General features: G+C 72.7%; 22 protein-coding genes. 13 read left to right on the forward strand and 9 right to left on the reverse strand.

What is annotated here, in order from left to right:
- Positions 1-723, forward strand: a complete 723-nt coding sequence (locus tag H9I49_RS01850; protein ID WP_188028614.1) for a CPBP family intramembrane glutamic endopeptidase — start codon at positions 1-3, stop codon at positions 721-723.
- Between the two features lie 4 nt (positions 724-727).
- The gene (locus tag H9I49_RS01855; protein ID WP_188028615.1) at positions 728-2,149 is read left to right on the forward strand and encodes a tryptophan-rich sensory protein; all 1,422 of its coding nucleotides are present in this window, start codon (positions 728-730) and stop codon (positions 2,147-2,149) included.
- A 27-nt stretch (positions 2,150-2,176) separates the two neighbouring features.
- On the opposite strand, the gene H9I49_RS01860 is transcribed toward H9I49_RS01855, so the two are convergent.
- On the reverse strand, positions 2,177-3,430 hold the full coding sequence (locus H9I49_RS01860; RefSeq protein ID WP_188028616.1) for a lipase family protein: 1,254 nt from the start codon (positions 3,428-3,430) through the stop codon (positions 2,177-2,179).
- Positions 3,431-3,603: 173 nt separating this feature from the next.
- A complete protein-coding gene (locus tag H9I49_RS01865) occupies positions 3,604-4,566 on the reverse strand; it encodes a GlxA family transcriptional regulator (RefSeq protein ID WP_188028617.1) in 963 nt (320 codons plus the stop codon).
- Between the two features lie 90 nt (positions 4,567-4,656).
- Between H9I49_RS01865 and H9I49_RS01870 the strand changes: the two genes are divergently transcribed.
- Positions 4,657-4,890: a hypothetical protein gene (locus H9I49_RS01870; RefSeq protein WP_188028618.1), complete on the forward strand. Its 234-nt coding sequence runs from the start codon at positions 4,657-4,659 to the stop codon at positions 4,888-4,890.
- 47 nt (positions 4,891-4,937) lie between these two features.
- Here the strand turns inward: H9I49_RS01870 and H9I49_RS01875 are convergent, their stop codons facing one another.
- The 3 genes from H9I49_RS01875 to H9I49_RS01885 all read right to left on the reverse strand — a co-directional run bounded on the left by H9I49_RS01875 (position 4,938) and on the right by H9I49_RS01885 (position 9,849).
- Positions 4,938-5,792, reverse strand: a complete 855-nt coding sequence (locus tag H9I49_RS01875; protein WP_188028619.1) for a PHP domain-containing protein — start codon at positions 5,790-5,792, stop codon at positions 4,938-4,940.
- Between the two features lie 476 nt (positions 5,793-6,268).
- The gene (locus tag H9I49_RS24275) at positions 6,269-7,198 is read right to left on the reverse strand and encodes a DMT family transporter (RefSeq protein WP_370587389.1); all 930 of its coding nucleotides are present in this window, start codon (positions 7,196-7,198) and stop codon (positions 6,269-6,271) included.
- On the reverse strand, positions 7,195-9,849 hold the full coding sequence (locus tag H9I49_RS01885) for an AMP-binding protein (protein WP_370587390.1): 2,655 nt from the start codon (positions 9,847-9,849) through the stop codon (positions 7,195-7,197). Before H9I49_RS01885 ends, H9I49_RS24275 begins: the two co-directional genes overlap by 4 nt.
- A gap of 275 nt (positions 9,850-10,124) precedes the next feature.
- Here H9I49_RS01885 and H9I49_RS01890 point away from each other — a divergent pair, with 275 nt between their 5' ends.
- Positions 10,125-10,622, forward strand: a complete 498-nt coding sequence (locus H9I49_RS01890) for a cysteine dioxygenase family protein (protein WP_188028620.1) — start codon at positions 10,125-10,127, stop codon at positions 10,620-10,622.
- Positions 10,619-11,029 carry a rhodanese-like domain-containing protein gene (locus H9I49_RS01895; protein ID WP_188028621.1) on the forward strand — a complete coding sequence of 137 codons (411 nt, stop codon included), beginning with the start codon at positions 10,619-10,621 and terminating at the stop codon, positions 11,027-11,029. Before H9I49_RS01890 ends, H9I49_RS01895 begins: the two co-directional genes overlap by 4 nt.
- Here the strand turns inward: H9I49_RS01895 and H9I49_RS01900 are convergent.
- Positions 10,950-11,873 (reverse strand): LysR family transcriptional regulator ArgP, encoded by a 924-nt coding sequence (locus tag H9I49_RS01900; RefSeq protein WP_188028622.1) that lies wholly within the window; start codon positions 11,871-11,873, stop codon positions 10,950-10,952. The two genes, H9I49_RS01895 and H9I49_RS01900, sit on opposite strands and share 80 nt — an antisense overlap.
- A 70-nt stretch (positions 11,874-11,943) precedes the next feature.
- Here H9I49_RS01900 and H9I49_RS01905 point away from each other — a divergent pair, with 70 nt between their 5' ends.
- The 3 genes from H9I49_RS01905 to H9I49_RS24175 all read left to right on the forward strand — a co-directional run bounded on the left by H9I49_RS01905 (position 11,944) and on the right by H9I49_RS24175 (position 15,852).
- Entirely contained in the window at positions 11,944-12,540 is a 597-nt protein-coding gene (locus tag H9I49_RS01905) for a LysE/ArgO family amino acid transporter (RefSeq protein ID WP_188028623.1), read from the forward strand.
- A 124-nt stretch (positions 12,541-12,664) separates the two neighbouring features.
- Entirely contained in the window at positions 12,665-12,823 is a 159-nt protein-coding gene (locus H9I49_RS01910) for a hypothetical protein (protein ID WP_188028624.1), read from the forward strand.
- A gap of 17 nt (positions 12,824-12,840) precedes the next feature.
- The gene (locus H9I49_RS24175) at positions 12,841-15,852 is read left to right on the forward strand and encodes a helix-turn-helix transcriptional regulator (protein ID WP_304650667.1); all 3,012 of its coding nucleotides are present in this window, start codon (positions 12,841-12,843) and stop codon (positions 15,850-15,852) included.
- Between the two features lie 183 nt (positions 15,853-16,035).
- On the opposite strand, the gene H9I49_RS01920 is transcribed toward H9I49_RS24175, so the two are convergent.
- On the reverse strand, positions 16,036-17,256 hold the full coding sequence (locus H9I49_RS01920; RefSeq protein ID WP_188028626.1) for an MFS transporter: 1,221 nt from the start codon (positions 17,254-17,256) through the stop codon (positions 16,036-16,038).
- Positions 17,257-17,314: 58 nt separating this feature from the next.
- On the opposite strand from H9I49_RS01920, the gene H9I49_RS01925 reads away from it, so the two are divergent.
- From H9I49_RS01925 to H9I49_RS01935, 3 genes are all read left to right on the forward strand, one after another.
- Positions 17,315-18,289, forward strand: a complete 975-nt coding sequence (locus H9I49_RS01925) for a helix-turn-helix transcriptional regulator (RefSeq protein WP_188028627.1) — start codon at positions 17,315-17,317, stop codon at positions 18,287-18,289.
- Positions 18,290-18,391: 102 nt separating this feature from the next.
- Entirely contained in the window at positions 18,392-19,390 is a 999-nt protein-coding gene (locus H9I49_RS01930; protein WP_188028628.1) for a peptidoglycan-binding protein, read from the forward strand.
- Positions 19,391-19,514: 124 nt separating this feature from the next.
- Positions 19,515-19,757, forward strand: a complete 243-nt coding sequence (locus H9I49_RS01935) for a hypothetical protein (RefSeq protein WP_188028629.1) — start codon at positions 19,515-19,517, stop codon at positions 19,755-19,757.
- Here the strand turns inward: H9I49_RS01935 and H9I49_RS01940 are convergent.
- Positions 19,754-20,719, reverse strand: a complete 966-nt coding sequence (locus H9I49_RS01940) for a DUF3800 domain-containing protein (protein ID WP_188028630.1) — start codon at positions 20,717-20,719, stop codon at positions 19,754-19,756. The genes H9I49_RS01935 and H9I49_RS01940 overlap by 4 nt on opposite strands.
- Before the next feature lie 134 nt (positions 20,720-20,853).
- Here H9I49_RS01940 and H9I49_RS01945 point away from each other — a divergent pair, with 134 nt between their 5' ends.
- Positions 20,854-21,408, forward strand: a complete 555-nt coding sequence (locus tag H9I49_RS01945) for a hypothetical protein (protein ID WP_188028631.1) — start codon at positions 20,854-20,856, stop codon at positions 21,406-21,408.
- On the opposite strand, the gene H9I49_RS01950 is transcribed toward H9I49_RS01945, so the two are convergent.
- On the reverse strand, positions 21,392-22,321 hold the full coding sequence (locus tag H9I49_RS01950; RefSeq protein ID WP_188028632.1) for a LysR family transcriptional regulator: 930 nt from the start codon (positions 22,319-22,321) through the stop codon (positions 21,392-21,394). The genes H9I49_RS01945 and H9I49_RS01950 overlap by 17 nt on opposite strands.
- A gap of 71 nt (positions 22,322-22,392) precedes the next feature.
- Here H9I49_RS01950 and H9I49_RS01955 point away from each other — a divergent pair, with 71 nt between their 5' ends.
- Entirely contained in the window at positions 22,393-23,622 is a 1,230-nt protein-coding gene (locus H9I49_RS01955) for an MFS transporter (protein ID WP_188028633.1), read from the forward strand.
- Positions 23,623-23,665: the final 43 nt, after the last annotated feature.

The raw sequence follows: 23,665 nt of genomic DNA on the forward strand, positions 1-23,665 counted from the left end.
GTGCGGGGTCCGGTCGCCGAGCTGCGGGCGTTCCTCGACGCCGCCCTGCTCCGCCCCGGCGCCGGCGAGCAGCCCGACCCGCCGCCGGCACGGACGCGACGACGGGTCGTCGCCGCCGTGACCCTCGCCGTCGGCTCGGCCGCGCTCGCCTGGGCGCTGCGGATCCGACCGGGCGACCCACTCTTCTACGCCGCAACCCTCGCTCTGGCCGCTGCATGGGGAGTCGGCGCGGTGGTCTCAGGGCCGCTCCACTTCGGCCGGGGCCACACGCGCGCCGGCGGCCCTGCGGCGCGACCCGTCGTGCAGTCGCTCGCCCTCGGCACGCTGCTGCTCGCGGTCTTCCTCGTCGGTGCCCTCGTGGTGGCGCGCGTCCCGGTGCTGCGCGAGCCGGTCGACGAGCTGCTCGACCACGCACGTTTCGGCTCGCTCCCCGTCGTCCTCGCCATCACGGTGCTCAACGGCGTGGTCGAGGAGCTGTACTTCCGCGGCGCGCTGTATGCCGCCCTGCCGTCGCACGCGGTCGCCGTGACGACCGTGCTCTACGCGCTGACCACGGTCGGCAGCGGCATCCCCCTGCTGGTGCTCGCCGCCGCCGTCCTCGGGCTCGTGACGGCGCTGCAGCGCCGGGCCACGGGCGGCATCCTCGGGCCGATCATCACGCACGTGACGTGGTCGGCCGGGATGCTCCTGCTCCTCCCACCCGCCCTCGAGCTGACCAGGTGACCTGATGACGTCCCACGACACCACCCCGCCCATCCCCGCGCGCACCGCTCTCGTGACCGGCGCGTCCGGCTACGTGGGCGGGCACGTCGTGCCGAGGCTGCTCGCGGACGGGTGGCGAGTACGCGTGCTCACCCGGCGTCGGGCGTCGCTCGAGAGCCGGCCCTGGCTCGAGGAGGTCGAGGTGGTGGAGGGCGACGTCTCGTCCGAGACGGACATGCGCACGGCACTGTCCGGAGTCGACGCCGCCTGGTACCTCGTGCACTCGATGGACGACCGTCCTGACTTCGAGTCGCGCGACCGTGAGGCCGCGACGACGTTCGGCGCGGCGGCGCGCGAGGAGGGCGTGTCGCGGATCGTCTACCTCGGCGGCCTGCACCCCCACGACGAGGTGCTCTCGCCGCACCTCGCGTCCCGCGTCGAGGTGGGCCGGATCCTGCTGGACTGCGGCGTGCCCACGGCCGTGCTCCAGGCCGCCGTCGTGCTCGGCGACGGCTCGGCGTCGTTCGACATGCTGCGCTACCTCACGGAGCGGCTGCCGGCGATGGTCGCCCCGAAGTGGCTCGAGAACAAGATCCAGCCGATCGCGGTCGACGATGTCGTGACCCTGCTCGTCGGCGCGGGCAGCCTTCCGCCAGAGGTGAGCCGGGCGTTCGACATCGGCGGTCCGGAGGTGCTCACCTACCGGGAGATGATCGCGCGGTTCGCCGATGTGGCGGGGCGCCGAAGGCCGTTCGTCGTCACGGTCCCCGTGCTGACACCTGGGCTCGCGAGTCACTGGGTCGGGCTCGTCACCCCGATCTCGGCCGGGCTGGCGAAGCCGCTCGTCGGCAGCCTCGTGCACGAGGTCGTCGTCAAGGAGCGCGACATCGAGCAGCACGTCGACGTGCCGGGAGGGTTGACCGACTTCGACACGGCCGTGAGATCGGCGGTGCAGAACGCCGAACCCGACACCGCACGACGCAACCTCGCCCTCACGGGGACGGCGACCATGGCGTGTGCCATAGCGGGTTCACTTGCGACACAGCCGAGCTCGCGTTGGTACCGGTCCCTCGACCTGCCCGGGTGGCAGCCGCCCACCGTGGCGTTCCCCGTGGTGTGGACCGGCCTCTACGCCGACCTCGCGGCGAGCTCGGCGGCCGCGCTCACCGCGTACGACCGGGCGGGCGACACGGCGGGCCGCACCGCGTACCTCAAGGCGTTCGGCACCAACCTCGCGCTCAATGCGGCATGGAGCGTCGTCTTCTGGCGCGTGCGCAAGCCCTGGGCTGCCGCCGCAGGAGCGGCCGCGCTCACGGTGAGCGCGGGCGACCTCGCCCGGCGTGCAGGAGCCGCCAAGACGGGCGCGGGCATCGCCCTGTCTCCGTACGCCGCGTGGTGCGGTTTCGCCACTGTCCTCTCGAGCGCGATCGCCCGCCGCAACCGCTGAGTCCGTCGGAGCGAGGTCAGCGGCCCGTCACAGCCACCAGCAGTCGGAGGCCTGCGGGAGCCCGGCGACGCGGGCCTCGAGGAAGGCGAACTGCTTGGCGAACGACGGCACCGCACCGCCGACGTGGGTCGGCGTGATGTTCGGCGAGAAGGCGACGTTGGCGCCGCGCGCGCACCAGTCCCGCGCGAGGCCCTTGCCCACGGCGTACGGGATGACGTCGTCGAGGACCGAGTGCGTCACGAGGACGGGCACGGCGGGCCGGAGACGGCCGATGCGCTGGTCGGCGATGATCGAGCGGAACGGCTCGGACGCGGCGAGCTCTGCGAGGTCGCGGCCGTCGGCGGTCAGGGTGCTCGACCTCGTGAAGGCGTGCAGCGCGATCGACTCGGCGACGCACTCGCCTCGCACGGCCTCTGTGACCGACTGGCCGCGGGCGTTGAGGTAGTCGTCGAGGTCGATGCCGTAGGCGGCGGCCTGACCGGCGACGGCGTAGAGGGCGAAGGCCGAGTAGAGGCTGCCGTCGAGGTGGGCAGCGACGGCACCGAGCTCGGCGGGCACCGCACCGGCGACCGCGCCCTTGACCTTGAGCTCCGGCGCGTACGTGGGGGCGAGCTCGACCGCGGCCGCCGTGGCCCCTCCACCCTGGCTGTAGCCGGCGAGGAGCACCGGCCCCGCCGACGGGAGACCGGTGGCGGGGAGCTGCTGGGCGGCCCGGACCATGTCGAGTACGGCGTGTGCCTGCGCCTCGCGCACCATGTACGTGTGGGTGCCGGGCGTGCCGAGGCCCTCGTAGTCGGTCATCGCGACGGCATACCCGCGGGCCAGCAGGCCGGAGATGAAGGCGCCCTCGTACTCGGAGCCCGCAGCGAGCTGGCGGCTGGGGGCGCACTGGTCGCCGAGGCCCTGGGTGCCGGCGGCGTAGCCGACGACGGGACGCTGACCGACGCCGACCCACGGGACCGGAGGCGCGAGGACGGTGCCGGTGACGGCGACGGGCGCGCCGGTGCGGTCACGCGTGGCGTACATGACGCGGGTGGCCCGCGCGTTCGACGGGACGAGGCGCAGAGGGTCGAGGTAGAAGGTCATCGGCTCGGCGCGGAAGACCGTGCCGGGTGACGCGTCGACGGAGCCCGGCGGCGTGTAGAAGTCGGCGGCGCGGGCGGTGGTGACCGGCGACATGAGGGCCGCGGCCACGGCGAGGGCGACGACTCCGAGGACGCGGCGAGGGCGGGAGAGCCGGACGGGAGCGAACGAGGCGCAAGGCGTGGAGGGGTGGGGCATCGAGCGGTCTCCTCTGACCAGGGGACGACGTCGGTGGCGTCCACTCGCCAGTAACCTACTGGCGGTAACCGGCGTTGTCGCGACGAGGACGACCCTCGATCGCGCCGTCTTGTGGTGTCTAGCCCCAGCCCAATAGACCGCGAGACGAGCCCAGAGGGCTCGAGCGGGTCACCTCAGGCGCTGACCGGCTGCTTGGTGAAGGCGCGACGGTAGGAGACCGGCGGGATGCCGATCTGCCGCTGGAAGTGATGGCGCAGCACCGCAGCTGTCGCGAAGCCGCTCTCGCGGGCGATGCGCTCGACGTCGAAGTCGGTCGACTCGAGCAGGTGCCTGGCTCGCAGCACGCGCTGGCTCGTCAGCCACTTGTGCGGCGTCGTGCCGACCTCGGCGGTGAAGCGGCGGGCAAAGGTCCGCTCCGACATGGCGGCCCGCTTGGCGAGCGACGGGATCGAGTGCTCCTCGTCGAGACGTTCGACGACCCACTCCAGGACGTCCTGCAGACCCTCGCACGGTTCGGAGGGGACCGGGGTCTCGACGAACTGGCGCTGACCGCCGGACCGGTGCGGTGGGACCACCATCCGCCGCGCGATGCGCGTGGCGACCTCCGAGCCGAGCTCCGTGCGGACGAGGTGGAGGCACGCGTCTATGCCGGCCGCGGTGCCGGCGCTCGTCAGGACCGGGCCGTCCTCGACGTAGAGGACGTCGAGGTCGACGCAGGCGCGGGGGTGCTCGGCCGCCAGCCGGGCGGCATACCTCCAGTGCGTCGTGCAGTCACGGCCGTCGAGCAGGCCGGCCGCGGCGAGCTGGAAGGCGCCGGAGCAGACGGAGAGGACGCGCCCGCCGTTCTCGGCGGTCTCGCGCAGGATGTCGAGTACCTCGGGGTCGAAAGGTCCGTCGACCGAACCGCCGGGGATCGCGACGAGGTCGACGCCGCGGGCGGCCTCCAGCGGGTGGGTGGCGACCACGCTCACGCCGCTCGTCGTGCGCAGGACCTCGCCCGGGCGTGCGGAGCAGACCCGGAAGTCGAACGCCGGGACGCCGTCGTCGGTGCGGTCGAGGCCGAAGACCTCGCACAGCACCCCGAGCTCGAACATGGCCACCGGTTCCTTGACGATCACGGCAATCGTGCTCAACATCTGGCCAGCATGACACGTTGGCAGGATCTTGTCGAACATCGTCTGTTCTGCCACTCGTGGCTGGATCAGTACGGGCGCAGACTTTCTGCCATGGACATCATCTTCTTCATCGCCATGATCGTCGCTCTCGTCGCAGCCCTCGGGCCGCACCACCGCCGGACGTTCTCGCTGCCTCGTGCGCCCTTCGGCGCCGACGCGGAGATCGACCGCGACCTCTCCCGGGTCCTGCACGACACACCTGTCGCGCACGACACCCGGGTCGCCCACGACATCCGCGTCGCGCAGCGCACCCGGATCGCGCACGACACTCGCGTCGCGCACTGAACGCCAGCAGGATCAGCTCTGCTCGGGCAGGTCGAGCAGCACGTTGCTCACGCCGGGCCGTCGGCCCGACCCCACAGGTCGTGCGGGTCGCGGCCCGCGCGGAAGCCACAAGCCTCGGCGAGCTGGGACGCCTCGCGGAATCGGCGGCCCAGCCCTTCGGGAGCGTGGGCGTCGCTGCCGAAGCTGACCGCGTCGCCACCGACCTCGCGCCACCAGCGCACGACCGTCGGATGCAGAGGCAGGACCGTGTTGATCTCCAGAGCCTTGCCTGCCGCCGCGGTCGCCTCGAGGGCGTGGCGGAACTCCGCCTCGAAGTCCGCCGGGTCGAAGGGCCCCTCGGTCCGGGCAGGCCAGGAGCGGGCCGGGTAGTCGATGTGGGCGAGGACCGCGAACGTCTCGTCGACGGCGACCATGTCGGCGACGTCGAGCAGGTAGGAGCGGACGACGTCGGCGGAGGCGCGCCGTCCGAAGAGCTCGCCCGGCTCGGTCCAACCGTTGCCGTCGGGTAGGCAGTGCAGGGAACCCAGCACCCGGTCGAACGTGCCTGCCGCCAGGACCCGACGAACGGCCTCGGTGTGCAGGTGAGGCTCTCCGAGCTCCACTCCGGTGAGAAGGCGCAGGCCGGAGAATTGCTCGCGGCAGGCCTCGACGGCGTCGAGGTAGCCTGCGGCGTCGAACCGACGCGGGGTCACGAGCCCGTCGTTCGAGGTGAAGTTCAGCAGGTGCGCGTCCGGGTCGACGTGCGTCCGGTCGAGGGTCCACACGGTGTGGTCGACGTGTTCGGTGAACGCCACAGCCGGCAGGCCGATCTCGATGGCCCGCGAGCACGTCCTCGCCATGTCGCCGAACGCCGCATCCCAGGACCACTCCGTGTGCACGTGACTGTCGGCCGGCAGGCTCATCCCGCCACGGTAGGCGCGTCAGCACCTCGCCCGACGCCTCATCCTGCGACTGCCCGTCCGCGACCCCCCGCGCCCACAGCGCCGCCAGGCACCACGCTGACTCCGAGCACACTGGCGGGCGCCGCCCGATCAAGCCCCGCCGACGCAGGCCGAGCCTGCGCCGCTGACGCCCTCTGGCGCGGCGTCCCGTCGAGCAGGGCTCCATCGAGCAGGGATCCATCTCGCTCGGCTCGGACGGCTTCGACGCCCTCGCGGTCAGCCACGCCGTGGCGGCCGTCCTGCCGGTCCCGCGCGGCCGCGAGCCTGATGACGCGCGCGTACGGCAGGCGCCAGGTGTCGAGGAATGGCACGAACTCACTCCCCTCACCCGGCTGCCCGACGGCTCCATCAGAACACCAGTGCTACTCCCGGCGCAAGAGTTGTCCACAGACGAATTCAGCGAACCCGCCTGCTGCACAGACGAATTCGGCCCGCCATCACTCCACGGACGCCACGGCGCTCTTCGGCTTGCGGCGGGTCAGCAGGACTCCCGCGATGCACAGCGCACCTCCGACGAACGTCAGACCCGGCGGCACCTCGGAGAGCAGCGCCCAGGCGATGAGCGTCGCGATGAACGGCACCAGGAAGGTTGTCAGCGTCAGCTTCCCGGCATCGCTGCGAGCGAGCACGTAGGCCCAGGTGGAGAACGCGATGGCCGTCGGGAAGATGCCGAGGTACGCGATCCACCACAGTGTGCCGGCGTCACTCTCGCGCACGACCGTCACGAGCTCGCCGGTCCAGGGCAGGCACACGACCGCGCCGATGACACAGGCGAGCCAGGTGACCTCCGGCCCGGGCAGTCGCCCGAGGAGGGGTTTCTGCGCGAGGACGCCGACGGCATACGTCACCGCGGCGAGGACGGCCAGCCACACGCCCACCATGTCGCCGGAGTCACCCGAGGAGAAGCCGCGAGCGATGACGACGACCCCGGCGAAGCCGACCGCCATCCCGATGAGCAGCCACCGCGACATCGCCTCGCCGAGGAAGACGGTCGCGAGCAGGGCCACGATGATCGGTCCGATCTGCACGATGAGCGCAGACGTGCCGGCGTCGATGCGCCGCTCGGCCTCGTTCAGGGCGAGGTTGTAGACGCCGAACCAGCCGACGCCGCAGAGCAGCAGCAGCGGCCAGTCGCGACGCGCGGGCCACGTGCGCGGGCGCCGGAAGACGAAGAACGCCAGTGCCGCTGCGGCAATGAGCAGCCGCCCGAGGGACAGCGCCCCGGGTGGCACGTCACGGCCGAGGTGGCGGATGGCGACGAACGCCGACGCCCACAGCAGCAGCGTCACCGCGACGGCTGCGACGACGAGCCACGTCGTGCGGCGCGAGGTGGTCGGCTCGGAAGCGGTGCGGGTGTCTGCGGTCACCCGACGACCGTAGGCGCCGGCACCGACAGCGCGCCGCCCCTTTTCCGGTCAGGTGTGGACAACTTGCCGCCAGCCCACGGCAGGGCGCGGGTCCACACGAGCCAGTAGGCGATCCCGACGACCATCGAACCCACGAAGGCCAGCAGCGGTCGCCTCCAGAGGTGCTCGAGCACCTGCCAGTGGATGACGTAGACGAAGAGCGAGCTCGCCGCGAGCACCTGCACGATCGGGACCAGACCGCCCGGCATCCGGGTCGTGGGCCACCAGACGAGCGCGAGCACGACCGCGAGGGAGAGCGCGTCGCGGGCCGGGTTGCCGGAGAACGTCCCGACGAGCAGGACAGCCCCCGCCGTGACCACCCACCGCTCGCGAGGACTCGACACGCGCGCGATGGCCCAGCCGAGGAAGAAGAGGAAGAGCACGACGAGCGCCGACCCCTGCATCCGCGGCACCGGCAGCTCGAAGAGCTCGAGGCGCAGCGTGAACGAGGCGAGCGTGAGAGCCACAGGCAGACCGAAGGGCCAGCGCCGTTCGGCGCGGGCTACGGCCGGCAGGGCAGTGAGGGCGATCGCGACAACGAGCGCAAGGACGATCGCCTCGATGAACCAGAACCGCCACGGCGGGCCGAGCCGTTCCTCACCGAACACCCAGTTGGCGAGGAGCAGGTTGCGTGGCTCGTAGTAGCCCCAGACGACATGGGCCGGGACGACGACGGCAAGAGTGGGGGCGACGACGCGCACGAGCCCGCGCGCGAGCGCCCTGAGCCGGTCACGCCGCCGGGGCGCGGTGAGCGCGAACCGCGCGACGTTGTAGCCGACGAGGACCAGGAGCGCGTGCGCCGTGCCCTGGAGCGAGAAGAGATCGGCGTGGGTGCCGACGATGAGCAGGATCGCGAGCGCGCGCAGCCACACGCTCGTCTCGACGGTGCGCCGGCGCCGTGCGCGGGCGAGCCGGCCGTCAGCACCGTCGAGGCCGTATGCCGTCCGCGTCGCTGCGTCGTCCGTGCCGTCGGCGGCGGGCCGGGACGCGCTCCGCGCCACCTCGTCGGCGAGCACTTGCAGCCGGGCCACGGACGTGACGTGCCACGCGGCGGGGAGGCCGCCGACGAGCGACTCGAGCCGGAGCGACACCTCGACGTAGCTGAGCGAGTCACCGCCGAGCGAGGCGAACGTGGCGTCGTGGGGCACATGGTCGCGGTGGAGGGTGACGGCATACAGGCGCTCGACCGAGCCTTCCTGGGGCACAACGGGGTGCGGGGCTGCACGCGTCTCGTCCGGCTTGGCCCCGGCGAGCGTGACGATGCCGCGTTGGTCGACCTTGCCACCCGGGAGAGTGGGGTGCTCGGTCACCTCGACGACGCGTACGGCCCCGAGCGGCACGTGCGCGACGTCGCTGACGGCCCGTTTCACCGCACCCTGGTCGCCGCAGTCGCGCACGGTCACGGCCACGAGCCCCTCACGGCCGGCTACACGCACATCGCGACCGGCGACCCGGAGCCGCTGCTCGACGACGTCGAGGTCGACGCGGTGTCCGAGCACCTTGACGTGTCGGCTCGACCGCCCCGTCACCTCGTAGAGACCGTCGGGGCGACGTCGACCGAGGTCGCCGGTGCGCAGCCGGGTCACGGTCCGACCGAGCGCGAGGTCGGCTGCGGTCGTCGCGTAGCCGAGCATCACGTTGCGGCCGGAGTAGACGAGCTCGCCGTCCTCGATCTCGAACGCGCCGCCCGGGACGGGCCGGCCGATGGCCCCAGCGTGCGTGGTGGCGAGGTCGGGCGGCAGGAAGGCCATCCGGGCCGTCGCCTCGGTCTGGCCGTACATGACGAAGAAGTCCCAGCCGCGCTCGCGCCCGAGCTCGGCCCAGTGCCGGACCCGGTCGGGGTCGAGGCGGCCGCCGGCCTGGGTGACGTACCGCAGGCTCGGCAGTTCGCGGTCGGCGAAGCCGGACCGCTCCAACATCTCGAAGGTCCACGGCACACCGGCGAAGGAGGTGACTCCGGCGGCGCGGGCGAGGTCCCAGAAGCACGGGTCGACGACCGAGAGGTCGGTCAGGGCGATGCTCGCGCCGCGGGCCAGATGGCTGTGCAGGACCGACAGACCGTAGCAGTAGTGCAGCGGCAGCGACGTTGCGGCGCAGTCGGACTCGCGGATCTGGAGGAAGCTGGCGATCTGCTCTGCGTTGGCGGCGAGGTTGTCCCAGGACAGGCGCACGAGCTTGGGCGAACCCGTGGAACCGCTGGTGCTGAGCAGGAGGGCAAGGTCTGGGTGCAGCTCGGTCGCCGGCGCGTGGCGGTGCACGAGCACCGTTCCGTCGGGGGCCACCTCGACGTCGGGGTCCCACGCGGCACGAAGGGCGTCGAGCGCGTCCGGCCGGTCACTGGGGGCGAGCAGGACGGCGTGCCCCTCACGCAGGGCGGCGAGGTAGGAGACGAGTGCCTCGGGACGGTTGTCCATCGCGACGAGGACGAGGCGACGGGGGCCCGGCAGCTGCCGTGCGGCCGCGTCGACGAGGTCGCGCAGCTCCCCGCGGCTCACGACCCGCCCCGGCAGCACGATGGCGCGGGCGGCCGCGTCACCCGCGAGGTCGAGCCAGGGCACGACCGCGGTGGCGCCCGCGGGCACGACCGCGGGCGCGAGGGAAGGGGCGGACACGCGCCCATTAGATAGGTGAGCCTTACCTAATGGCAAGCCGCTTGCACGATGCGAACGGCATAAGTTAATGTTTCTCTTATGAGAACGCATGGTTATGTACGTCAGTGGAGGAGCCTCGAGTCCGCCTTCACGACAGCCATGTGTCCGGGACGCGAACTGGCGAGAATTCCCGCCTGTCGCGGGCTCGGGAGTGCCGCAGCCCGTTGAGCCCCTGGCTCCCGGCGCCCTCCCGAGCGATCCCAGCTCCCTCTCTTCCCGACTCGAAAGGCACCACCATGTCCCGCGGCGCCCAGCGCACCTCCGTCAACCTCGCAGACACCGCCCGTCGCCTCGCAGGCCAACGCACCCTCTGGTCCGGGCTCGTCGACTTCGACCCCATCACGCGCTACTACGCGCGCCTCCACGCCGACCACGACCACGAGGCCTGGCTGCTGACGTGGCTCCCCGGCCAGGGAACGCCGTGGCACGACCACGGCGGCAGCGCCGGCTCCTTCGTCGTGCTCCAGGGCACGCTCACGGAGGAGGTCGCGGGCTATCGCACCGCCGTCGACCTCGACGACGTGCGCCGAGCGACCGGTCCCGGCGTGCTACTCACCCCCGGTGACCAGCGCACGTTCGGCACCCGCCACCTGCACCGGGTCACCAACGCGGGGTCGGACCCCGCGGTCAGCCTGCACGTCTACGCACCGAAGCTGACCGCCATGACGAACTACCGCAACGTCGACGGCATCCTCGAGGTCGAAGAGCACGCCGCCGTGGGGGTGGACTGGTGAGCCGGCCGCGCACCATCGACGAGCTCCTCGCCGAGGCCAGGGCGCGTCTTCACCGCCTCACCCCCGCGGAGGCCGACGCGGCGCGGTCGCGAGGTGCGGTCATCGTCGACACGAGGCCGGCCGCCCAGCGCGAGGCGGAGGGCCAGCTGCCGTTCGCGACCGTGATCGAGCGCAACGTCCTCGAGTGGCGGCTCGACCCCGCCAGCGACGCCGCCCTGCCCATCGCGAGCCACGACCTCGAGGTGATCGTCCTCTGCCAGGAGGGCTACAGCTCGAGCCTCGCGGCAGCGGCACTCCAGGACCTCGGCATCCACCGCGCGACCGACGTCATCGGCGGGTATGCCGCGTGGCGGGCCTGGCAGGAAGAGACCGCGCCGTCGGGGCCACCGTCGCCGCAGCAAGCCTGATCACCGCACTGAGCCGGTCGAGACGCTCGGAGGGCAGCCGCCAGCGCTGCCAGAAGAGCGGCACGTCGACGTGGTCGCGGCTTCCGAGCCGCACGAGCTCACCGGATGCGAGACCGGGGGCGAGCTGGGTGCTCAGGAGCGCACCCCAGCCGAGCCCGGCGCGTACGGCTGCGACGAAGCCTCCGCCGTCGGGCACCTCGTGGGTCGGAGGCACGGTCGTGACGCCGTGTCGGTCGAGGATCCGTTGCTGGATGTCGTCCTTGTCGTTGAAACGGACGAGCGGCATTGCGGACCAGTCGATCCCGCGTCCGATCCGGTGCCGCTCGATGATGCGCGGCGTCGCCGCGGGAACGTAGCGCAGTGTCACCAGCGGCTCGGTCGAGCAGCCCTGCACCGGTGTGGGGTCCGACGTCACGGCGCCGAGGACCTCGCCCGAGCGCAGCAGCCGCGCCGAGTGGTCCTGGTCCTCGACGTGCACCCGCAGCACGACGTCGTCCCAGGCCGCGACCTCACCGAGCACCGCCCCGAACCACGTCGACATCGAGTCCGCGTTGACGGCGATGGGCAGGTCGACGCGCTCCCCCGCCGCGGCTGTCAGCCCCGCGAGCGCCTCCGACTCGAGCAGGGCCTGCTGCCGGGCCAGGCGCACGAGCACCTCCCCCGCCGACGTGGCCCGACATGGGGTCGAGCGCACGAGGACGACCTGCCCCACCTCGACCTCGAGCGCCTTGACCCGTTGGCTCACCGCCGAGGGCGTGACGTGCAGCCGCCGCGCGGCCGCGTCGAACGTGCCCGTGTCGACGATCGCGAGCAACGTGGCCAGGTGCTCGGGCTGGAGGCGCATACAGCCATGCTAATGATACTGAAGAAACCTTCGCTTCACTGATGCCGGTCGGAGACCTACCGTCGAAGGCGTGACCTCCCTCGTGCCCGGCTTCCTCACCATGGCCTCCCTCATCGTCGCCATCGGTGCCCAGAACGCCTACGTCCTGCGCACCGGCCTCACGCGACGGCACGTCGGCCTCGTCGTGCTCGTCTGCGCCGTCAGTGACGCGATCCTCGTCGTCGCGGGCGTGCTCGGCATCGGTGGCCTCGTCACGGCCCACCCGGGAGTGCTCACCGCAGTGCGATGGATCGGGGCGGCATACCTCGTCGGCTACGGGCTCCTGAGCCTGCGCAACGCCCGCCGTGCCACGGTGCTCGAGGCGGACGGCACGGCCCCGTCGCGCAGCGGCGCGCTCACGACGGTGCTCGCCCTGACCTGGCTCAACCCGCACGTCTACCTCGACACGGTGCTGCTCGTCGGGTCGCTCGCCAACCAGCACGGCCCGGACGGCCGCTGGTGGTTCACGGTCGGCGCCGCGACCGCGAGCGTCGCGTGGTTCACGACGCTCGGCTACGGCGCCCGCCTGCTCGCACCGCTGTTCGCACGACCCGCCACCTGGCGTGTGCTCGACGTCGCCATCGCGATCGTCATGTTCGGCATCGCCGCCACGCTCGTCCTCGCCTGAGGTAGTGACCGGGCAGATCTGAGGTAGGGCGAGCGCGGGGATAGGGAGGTCGTCCGATGTGGGGGCCTACCTCAGCGACCGACTCTTGAGGAGTCCAGAACACGGCACTCACAGAGGATCGGCCATGACCACCCAGCACGTCGACTTCCGCACCGTCCAGCTCGAGATCGAGGCCCGCTACCCGCAGCGTCGTCGCGTCCGTCGCGACTCGTCGCTCGAGATCATGCGCCGCACGTTCGCGCGGATCTCCCGAGAGGAGAACAACCCGGGCCGCACCCGGTGACGACGGCGATGCGACCGATGTCGCCCACCGTCCCGCTGCTGTCGGCGGAGTACGCGATGATTCCGCGTATGCCGCTCAGCACCGGCCCTCTCATCGGGAGGGACATCGACCTGTCCCGTCTCGCCGACGCCATCGGACTGCGCCCCACCCCGGGCGCCCAGCCCGGTGGCGTCGTCGTGCTGTCCGGCGACGCCGGCATCGGCAAGTCGCGGCTCGTCGGCCAGCTCGTCACCGAGGCGGGCGACGCCGACTGGTTCACCGCGGTCGGGCACTGCGTCGGCCAGGCCGGCAGCAGCCTGGCGTACCTGCCCTTCGTCGAGCTCGTCGGTGCCGTCGACGCCGGGCACCCCGAGGTCGTCGAGCACGTGCTCGACACGCACCCCAGCCTCGGCCACCTCCTTCCGGGGCGTCCCGAGGCGCACGACCCGGCGCAGTCCGGCCGCACCACCGACCCCGGCCAGGTCGCCGAGGCCGTCCACGCCCTGCTCTCCGCCCTGGGCGACGCGCAGCCCTCCCTCCTCGTCATCGAGGACGTCCACTGGGCCGACCACTCCTCGCGTGACCTCATCACGCTGCTGCTGACCCGCGGCTTCACCAAGGCCGTCGGCCTCGTCGTGACCTACCGCTCCGACGACCTCTACCGTCGCCACCCCCTCCACGAGACGCTCGCCGTGTGGGCGCGCATCGCAGGGCTCGAGCACGTCGAGCTCGCCCCGCTGCCCGACGACGCCGTCTGCGAGCTCGTGGCCGGCATCGAGGGCGCCCCCACCGACGCGGACACCGCCACCGAGATCGCCCGGCGGGCCCAGGGCAACCCGTTCTTCGCCGAGGAGCTGGTCGCGAGCGCCGCAGCGGGCCAGGCCCTCACCGGTGGCCTCAGCCGCGTGCTGCGCGCCCGGGTCGAGCAGCTCGACGACACCGCCCAACGCGTGCTGCGCGCCGTGGCCCTCAAGGGCGGCCAGTTCATCGGGCACGAGCTGCTCTCCCGCGTCCTCGACCTGCCCGACGAGGCTCTCGAGGCCGCCCTCGCGGCCGCCGTCGAGCACCACGTCCTCGAGCCCCGCTGGCCTCCGGCGTACTCCTTCCGCCACGCCCTGCTCGGCGAGACCGTCGCGGACAGCCTCCTGCCGGGTGAACGTCTTCGCCTCCACCGGGCGTATGCCGCCGTGCTGGCCGAGCGCCCCGACCTCGCTCCCGCGTCCGAGCTGGCCCGCCACGCCGCAGCCGTGGGCGATCTCCCGACGGCGGTGCGCGCGAGCCGTGAGGCCGCCGAGGCCGCGATGGCCGTCGGTGGCCCGCAGGAGGCCCTGCTCCACTTCGAACGCGCGCTCTCGTGGCTCGACGAGAACGACCCCGAGCGCGACGACGTGACGCTGCGGGCGTCGCGGGCCGCGATGGTCGCGGGTGACCCGATCCGCGCCATCGACCTGCTCCGCGACCGCCTCGACCACCCGGGCACGGCGCAGGAGCCTGGCGCTCGCGCCGACCTGCTCGCAACGCTCGTCGTGCGTTCGCGCATCCTCGACCTGCCCGTCGACTCGATCGCCCTGACCGACGAGGCCCTGACGCTCATCGACGAGGCGGCCGACGAGCGGCGCGTGCGGGTGCTCGTCGCGCGCGTGCAGGCGCTCGTCGACAACGGGTCGTTCGTGGAGGCCGCGGTCGTCGGCAACGAGGTCTCGCTGCTCGCCGAGCGCCTCGGCCTGGGAGGGGCGCTGGCCGAGGTGCGCACGATCATGGCCCGCGTCCTCGAGGCGCAGGAGGACCTCGAGTCGGTCGAGCTGCACCTGCGTGGCGTCGTCGACGACATCGGCCCGGACGACCCGCTGCTCCTGCGGGCCCTGCACCAGCTCGCCTCGCTCGCGCACCGCCGGGGCGACCTGCCGGGCGCCCTGGCCGTCTACGACCGCGGTGCCGCGGTGGCCCGGCGGATGCACCGGGAGTGGGCACCGTGGGGCCAGGAGTGCCGGCTGCTCGGCGGCATGACCGCCTACGAGCTCGGCGACTGGGACGGTGCGGTGCGCCGCCTCGACCTCGAGGGCGCACCGGCGCCGCAGCCGGGTCGCACGATCTTCACGGGTGCGATGCTGCTCGTGCAGTCCGGGCGCGGCGAGCCCGTCGACCCCGGTCTCTTCGGGGCCATGCGCGAGTGGTGGCCCGTCGACGGCCTCTGTGTCGTGCTGACGGTCATGCCGGCGGTCGACCTCCTCGGCCAGGCCGGCGACCTCGCGGGCGTGCTCGACATCACCGAGGCCGCGGTCCGCAGCCTCGACGCGGCATGGGGCGAGTACCACGCGGTGGTCCGGCTCGCGGCACTCGTCGCCGGCCAGGCCGCAGACCTCGTGCCCGACGCCGACCCGGCCCTGCGCGACCGGGCGCTCGCCCTCGTCGACGACCTCGCGGCGCGTGGGCGACGCATCGGCGAGCTGAGGCCGGCCGTCGAGAAGGCCAGCCGCCCGAAGTTCGAGCGATCCGCCGGCGCCTCGCTCGAGGACACGAGCCGCGAGACGTGGGCGTGGACCGCCCGACTCGAGGCGGAGGTGCTGCGCCTGCGCCGCGTCACCGACCTCGAGCACCCTCCTGCGGCCGCCGACCTCGTCGAGGCGTGGCGGGTCAGCGTGCATGCGTTCCAGCGCTACGGGCACGTCTTCGAGACGGCGCGGTCACAGGCCCGTCTCGCATCGGCCCTGCGCGCCGCAGGCGACGATGCAGGCTCTCGCGAGGTCGCCGAGCAGGCCCGTGAGACCGCCGTCCGGCTCGAGGCCAAGCCGCTGCTGACGGAGCTCGACGAGGTGCGTCCCGGGTCCTCGGGGGCCGGGGCCTCGAACACCTCGCCCGACCTCACGCCGCGCGAGCTCGAGGTGCTGGCCCTGCTCGCCCGCGGCCTGACCAACGGCCAGATCGGCAAGCAGCTCTACATCAGCACCAAGACCGTGAGCGTCCACGTCTCCAACCTGCTCGCCAAGCTGGGTGCGGCCGGTCGCACCCAGGCCGCAGCGATCGCGCGCCGCCGCGGCCTCGTCCCCTGACCAGCTCTCCCTCTCTGCGCCAACCCCGACCCGGCCTCGTACGAGAGTGACCACTCGACCGTCTCAACGCCCACCCCACGTCGAGTGGTCAGTTCCGTACGCGCCCAACCCCGTACCAAAGTGACCACTCGACCGTCTCAACGCCCACCCACACGTCGAGTGGTCAGTTCCGTACGCGCGCCGTCACACCTGCGAGGCGGCGCGTGATCGGTGGTGCCGGAGGAGACTGGGGCGGGAACGTCGTAGACCGGGGGTCAGGGCCACCGACACGAGGACCGACGCGACCGCCAGGACCCCCATCGCGTGCGCTGCGGCGGCCGGGCCCATCCCGAGCGCACTCGCAAGGGAGCCACCGAGCAGCGCACCGAGCGCCTGACCGACCATGAGGCCCGTGCCCTGCAAGCCGAAGACCTGACCTCGCACCTGGTCGCCGGTGTGCGTGACGAGCCGCTCCTGCAGGGGCAGGCTTGCCGAGTAGCCGACGGACGCGACGAAGGCCAGTGCGGCGGCATACGGAAGCGACGGGATGAGGAAGAACACCAAGTACGGCACGGCGAGCAGGAGCCGGAGCGGGCCGATGAGCCGGTCCCGCACCCGGATCGACACGAAGCGGCCGACGACGACGTCACCCAGCAGCATGCCCGCCGCCGTGACGGCGAAGAGGTAGCCGGCACGGTCACCGGCGAAGGGGACGAAGAGCGCCTCGCAACCGACGATGAGCCCGTTCGGCACCCACAGGGTGAGGTAGATCGGACGCACGACGGGTGACCCGAGCAGACGACGGTTCACCTCGCGCGTGCGGCGCACCAGGGACGCCCCCGCGTCGCGCGGGGGACGGTCCGAGAGACCGAGGCGCAGCAGGACCACGGCGACGAGGAGGGCAGCAGCCGAGCCGAGGAAGAGCTGCGTCGTCGTGAAGCTGATGAGGAGCAGACCGCCGATGCCGAAGCCGACGATCTGCATGCCGCCGACCGCGATGTTCATCGTCGCCCGGCCGAGGATGAAGCCGTCAGGCGGGAGGATGTCGGAGACGAGCGCCATCATGCTCCCGCCGAGCGCCGACGTGACGAGCGGACCGACCGCGAGCAGCACGAAGCGCCAGCCCCAGTGGAGACCGGGGATGGTCTGGAGCAGGTCGGTGACGAGCGTCGCCGTGAAGACGATGAGCAGCGCCGTGCGCGGACGGACGAGGTCGGAGCCCGAGCCGACGAGCGACTGCCCCACGAGCCGCATGAGTGGGGCGCCGAACATCGCGAGGGCCGTGAGCACCGGCGACCCGGTGGCGGCGAAGGTGATCGTGCCGAGCGCGAGGGACGCGACGGCATACGACCCGATGTTGAGGCACTGGACGAGGAAGAGGACGCGGAACTCACGGACGGCGAACAGCTGGCGGTACGTCTTCACGCGCTCCACCGTGCCGGGGAACGGCGCCCGTCGCTAATCTTTCGGGTGGAGGCGAAACATGGGGACATGGCAGATCTCGGCCGACCTGCTGGCGAGGAGCCGGTTCGTCGTGTCGCCGCGCACCGAGACCGTGGCGGCGCTCAACGACATCGTGCGCCCCAGCGACGCGGCCGGCCGGGCGTTCTCGGCGGCCCACCGAGAGTCGTTCGAGGCGATGCTCGACGAGCATCCCGTCAGGCGGGCGGTGCTCGACCACAGCTGGCGACGCGGCTGGATCTCCGACTGGCTCGCGCTACCTCCGAAGGGCGCCGGCCGCAGCTTCGCCGACGAGGTTGATGACGTGAGGGCGTTGGGGGACAAGCGAGTTCGCCGCTACCTGCGTGAGAGCTCGCCGACACGCGACCTTCCCCGCTCGCTCAGCCGCCCCGGCACGGCTGAGCACGCGGCGGCGATGCTCGAGTGGGTCTGGACGCACGCCCTCGCGACAGACTGGGCCAGGCGTGAACGCATCCTGCGTGCCGACATCGTCTCGCGCACGGCGCGGCTCGCCAGCCACGGCTGGGCGGCCGTGCTGCGCGACCTCGGGCGCGACCGCGAGTGGGTCGGTGACGGCCGGCTGCGGATCAACCGCTACGACCTGCCGTCCCGCGTGCTCGACGACGACGCCGAGCTCTACTTCGTGCCGGCGCACGGCACCGCCACGTACGTCGGCTGGGACCTGCCGAAGCGGTACGCCATCTACTACCCGGTCACCGGGGCGCTCGCCGAGGTCGACGGACAGGCCGACGACGGCCTCGAGCGGCTCGTCGGGTCGGCCCGCGCCCGCCTGCTGCGCACCCTCGACGGACCCTCGAGCACGAGCGCGCTCGTCGCCCGCACCGGTATGCCCTTGGGCACCGTGGGTGACCACCTCAAGATCCTGCTCGCGTCCGGCGCCGTGCTGCGGCGGCGCTCGGGACGTGAGGTGCTCTACTGGCGCACGTCGCTCGGCGACGCCCTCGTGGCGTCGGGCTCCGAGACCGGGCGCGGGTGAGCCGACGGGGAGTTCTCCCCATGTACCGCAAGGCTGCCCGCCCCTAGCGTCGGCGCTGCGGACGCGACCGCGCCCGCGTCACCGGACCGATCAGGGGTAGTCATGTGTGAGCTCCACGAACCAACCACTCCCGCCGTCGGGCGTCGCACGCTCATCCGCGGCGCCGGAGGCCTCCTCCTCGGCGGGGGCCTCGTTGCCACCACCGCGACGGCCGCCCAGGCCGCGACCTCCCAGAACGGCTGGCCCGCGGGGTCGACCTCCGCCATCCCGGTCAGCGGCCTATCGGCCGGGGCGGCGACCTTCCCCGCCGGCGTCCGCAGCGGCGACGTCCACACCGTCCTCGGCTACGTCGCGCGCCGCTTCAACAACGAGGTCGAGGCGCTCGTCAAGGGGTGGTGCTGGGGCCACAGCTACCGCGTCATCTCGGGCAGCACCTCGCTGTCGAACCACGCGAGCGGCACCGCGATCGACATCAACGCCCCGCGTCACCCGCTCGGCGCCTCGGGCACGTTCAGCTCGACCCAGCGGTCGCGCATCCGGTCGATCCTCAACGCCTGCGACGGTGTGGTCCGCTGGGGCGGCGACTACTCGGGCCGCAAGGACGAGATGCACTTCGAGATCAACGTGCGCCCAGGCGACGCCCGGCTCGCGGCGCTCGCCCGCCGCATCGGCGGTGGTGGCGGCACGCCGACGCCCGCCCCGATCGCGTGGACGACGGTGCGGCGCGGCGCGAACGGCTTCCGCGCCACCGCGATCCAGCACCTGCTGCGCCAGCGCGGCTACTCGCTCACCGTCGACGGCTCGTTCGGCGCGATCACCGAGAGCAGGGTCGTCTCGTTCCAGCGTTCGAGGGGGCTGGCCGCGGACGGCGTCGTGGGCCCGAAGACGTGGACGGCTCTCGTCGTCACCGTGCAGCGCGGCTCGCAGGGCCAGGCGGTCGTCGCGGCACAGAAGCTGCTCACCCACCGCGGCTACAGCCTCACGGCCGACGGTGTCTTCGGCTCGATGACCGCGACGAAGACGCAGGCGTTCCAGCAGTCACGCGGCCTCACCGCCGACGGCATCATCGGCCCGCGCACGTGGGCCAAGCTCACGGCCTGACCCGGAAGCCGGAGCGGGCAGGAGCGAGCTCTCACCACGGCCTGACGCCGCTGCGGACTGCCTCCGGTCCGACGTGCTCGCGCCGGCTATGGACGACCTCGCCGGGCGAGCGCACACTGGATGGATGGAGACGCGCCGCACGCGGTTGACCCGACGCAGCGCCCTGACCGCTACGGCGGCCGCGGTGCTCGTGGGGCTCACGGCCCTCGCTGGCCCGTCGGCCGTGGCCGCGCCTCGGGCGTCCGCTCCTGCGGCGACCGTCGTGACGACCTCGCTGGCCGACCTCCGGCTACCCTCCCCAGCCGACCACACGACCCGCATCATGCGGGCCGGATCGTGCGATGTGGAGATGATGGACTCGCTCTAGGCCGAACCATCTGACGGCCACGCCGCCAGCCACGTCGAGCGCGGGCTGACGTAGGGCGCGATGAGGTCGACGAGGGCGGGGTCGGCCCGACCCTCGAGGACGTGCGCCGCGATGCGCCGCGCCGCGCCCGCGAGGAAGTCGGCGAGCTGGACGCGCGCGTCGTCCTGCGAGTCGACGAAGGTGATGCCCTCCAGCGCGTTCGACGGCCCGCCGGGGCTGGAGCCGACGGCAGTACGGATGGCGGCGTCCGTCAGTGTGGCCTGCACGTCGTGGACGACCCAGAGCGGGCGGCCCTCCGCACCCCAACGACGCAGCACGTCGGCGAGCGCCGGCACGATCGGGTCGAGGACGGTGCGACCGTGACCGACGAGCCGGTCCAGCCCCACGTCGTCGACAGGCACTCCCTCGACCAGCCCCTCGACCGGCGCTCTCAGCTCGTCGAGCTCGAGCAAACGGGCCCGGAGGGAGCGGGCACTCGCTGCCGCCTCCTCGGGTGACCGCGCCCGGACGATGTCGTTGAAGTCGGCGAGGACTGCTTCCCAGCGGGCCGGGCCGAGGCGGCGGCGCGCCACCTCGTACAGGAAGACCGCTTGCCTTCCGGAGTCCTGCGGCGGTGCTGGGCCGCCAAGGAGCGCGACCATCCGGCCGGTCAGGTGCAGCGCCTTGTCGGCGAGGTGGACCTGCGCGTGCCCGAGGAACGGCCCGTCCTCACCGAGCAGCCACTCGAGCAGGCGCCAGTTCTGCGGCCGCAGCACCACGCTCGCCTTGACCTCGGTCGCCGGTGAGCGCGCCTCGACCCGCACCCGCTCGATCGTATCGAGCGCGCGCTCCGTCGTGACGTCGATGCTCGCGTGGGCGAACACGTGGGTGCTGCCGCCGACGAGTTTCTCGCCCTCCGAGCCGGACTCGTCGCACGCCACCTCGAGGAGGGTCCTGGTGCGCACTGGGGCGGAGGGCGGCATACCCCCATCTTGTGCGCGCAACGCGCTCACGCCAACCGATGTCGCCGCGGCCGCACGGCCACGGCGCCCGCACCGTGACGTGATCGGCACTAGGCTCGTTTGCCGTTGCCCGCCCACCACCGATGGAGCCCTCCATGACCGCAGGACCGACCGGCACACAACAGCTCATCGAGCAGGTCAGGTCGGAGGCGGCCGGCGGACCCTACGTCGTGTCCGAGCGCCCGTACGGCTTCGACCTGACGATCGACGTCGCCGACGCCCGCTGGTACACCCTCATCCGCAAGAACCGCCTCAAGCGCGTCTTCACCCACGAGGTGCGCCTCGATGAGGCCGACCGCACGATCTCCATCACGGACGTCGAGAACCGGGTGCGCTGGGACGCCGGGTCGACCGCGAACGGCGGGCTCAGCCTCCATGCCGAGCGGTCGGTTCAGCGCGGCCGCATCTACTCGTGGTCCTTCCACAAGGAGTTCGGCGTCGACGCCGACACGGGTCAGGTCGGGGCCGTCGTCGACTACACGTTCTCGTCCGGGGAGGGCCGCGAGCTCGTGCGCGAGGCAGCGGAGCGGGCGGGCTGGCGCGAGAAGATGGCCCGCGACCAGCGGATCGGGCTCGTCTTCGCCCTCATCGCGGTCGCCGGGCTCGTCGTCGGGGGCCTCATCACCCTGGTCATCAGCCTCGCCGGCTGAGCGCCGCCAGGGCCACCGAGCGGCCGGACCGGGCCACGAAGTCCTCGAAGGCGGCGACCGTCGGGTCCTGCGCCGAGTGGCGGACGATAACCCCGATGGTCCGTAGGGCCTGCGGGTGGTCGAGACCGACGGGCACGACGTCACCCTCGGGCGCGAAGGCGGGCAGGATCGCGACTCCGAGGCCCGCGCCGACGAGTCCCCTTGCGGTGTGGACGTCCTCGGCCTCGAACCCGACCCGGAGTGGCACTCCCGCGTCCGCGTAGATCTCCTCGACCCGGCCGCGCAGGCCGAACCCGGTCTTGAGCACGATGAGCTCGTCGCCGTCGTCGCGGGCGAGGCGCTCGACCGACACGGAGGCCGCGCCGGCGGCCGGGTGGGACCGGTGGACGGCGACGACGAGCGGTTCGTCGTAGAGCACCGTCGTCGAGGCGCCGGGAAGGTCGGGTGGCGAGGCGACGAGAGCGGCAGAGCACCGGCCTGCCGCGAAGTCGTCGAGGGCCTTCTGCCGCGAGCCCTGCGCGAGCTCGAACCGCACGCCGGGGAAGCGGTCGCGGAACCGCCGGATCAGGGCGGGCACGACGGTCTCACCGAGCAGGGTCTGGAACGAGAGCCCGACCGTCCCGTGGCCGACGACGCTCGAGCGGGTCACGACGTCGATGCCGCGCTCGAGCGCCCCGACCCCCTCCTGCGCGTAGGGCAGCAGGGCTCGCCCGGCGGCGGTGAGCGTGATGCCGCGGCCGTCGCGCTCGACGAGGGGTGTGCCGAGCAGGACGCCGAGCCGGGCGAGTGCGCGGCTTACCGTCGGCTGTGGCATCCCGAGCACCGCGGCCGCCGTGGTCACCTGGCCGACGTCGGCCACGACGACGAAGACCGGCAGCAGCCGCACGACGGACCGGAACTCCGCGGGTGTCATGCCTTGATCGTATGAGTCGTCACCCTGACATGCATTGGTGCAATGCATCGCGCCGTCCTAGCGTCGGCGTCATGACCTGGGACGGCCACCTCCCCGCGAGCCGGGAGTACCGTCGCATCCTCGTCGGCCTCGGCGCCGCCGGGCTCGCGACGTTCGCGCAGCTGTACTCGCCGCAGGGCCTGCTGCCGACCCTTGCCCGGGGCCTCGAGGTGAGCCCGGCGGACGCCGCGCTCTCCGTCTCGCTCGCGACCCTGGGCGTGGCCCTCGCGGTGCTGCCGTGGTCGTGGGTCGCCGACCGGGTCGGGCGGCTCCGTGCGATGCAGGTCGCCATCGTCGCCTCGACGGTCCTGGGTGTGCTCGTCGCCCTGGCCCCGAGCCTCGAGGTGCTCCTGGCCCTGCGCCTCGTCGAGGGGATGGCCCTCGGCGGCCTCCCGGCGCTCGCGGTCACCTACCTGCACGACGAGGTGCACCACCGGCACACCGCCGCGGCCGCGGCCGCCTACATCTCCGGAACGACCATCGGCGGGGCCGCCGGGCGTCTCATCGCCGGCCCGCTCGCCGGTCTGCTCGGCTGGCGCCCGGCCCTGCTCACGGTGGCCGTCGTCTGCGCGGTCGCCTCGGTCGTCTTCCTGCGGCTCATGCCGCGCCCGCGGGGCTACCGGCCGACCGCGGCGTCGGCGCGGACGGTCGTCGACGGCATCCGGGCGAGCCTGCGCGACCCGGGACTGCTGGCCCTCTACGCCCAGGGCGCCCTGCTCATGGGCGGCTTCGTCGCGGTATACAACTACCTCGCCTTCCGGCTCGAGGGGCCGGGCTTCGCGCTCCCCGCGACGGCCGGGTCGCTCATCTTTGCCGCGTATGCCGCCGGGACCGTCAGCTCGCGCCTGACCGGCCGCCTGCTGCCGCGCCTAGGACGGCGGCCGGTGCTGGCCGCGGGCACGGCGGCCATGGTGGCCGGCACGCTGCTCACCCTGTCGAGCAGGCTGGTGCTCGTCGTGGCCGGGCTGCTCGTGCTGACCGCCGGCTTCTTCGCCGCCCACGCGACCGCGTCGGCCTGGGTCGGCGCCCGCGCGACGACCGGCCGGGCCCAGGCGACCGCCCTCTACAACGTCGCGTACTACAGCGGCTCGGCCCTGGTCGGCTGGGTGCTCGGCTACGCGTGGTCGGGGCCGGGCTGGGTCGGCGTCGTGGCGACGGTCGTGGCACTCGCGCTCGTCGCGCTCGTCGTCGCTGTCGCGGTCCTGCCTGTGGGTGCTCCCCGACGTCGCCCTGCACGTCTTGGGGTGGTCCGTCGAGGCTAGGTCGCGACATCGCCCCCGGCTGTGGGAGGAGTCGGTCATGATG

Source organism: Terrabacter sp. MAHUQ-38 (genome assembly GCF_014518425.1).
Classification (GTDB): domain Bacteria; phylum Actinomycetota; class Actinomycetes; order Actinomycetales; family Dermatophilaceae; genus Terrabacter.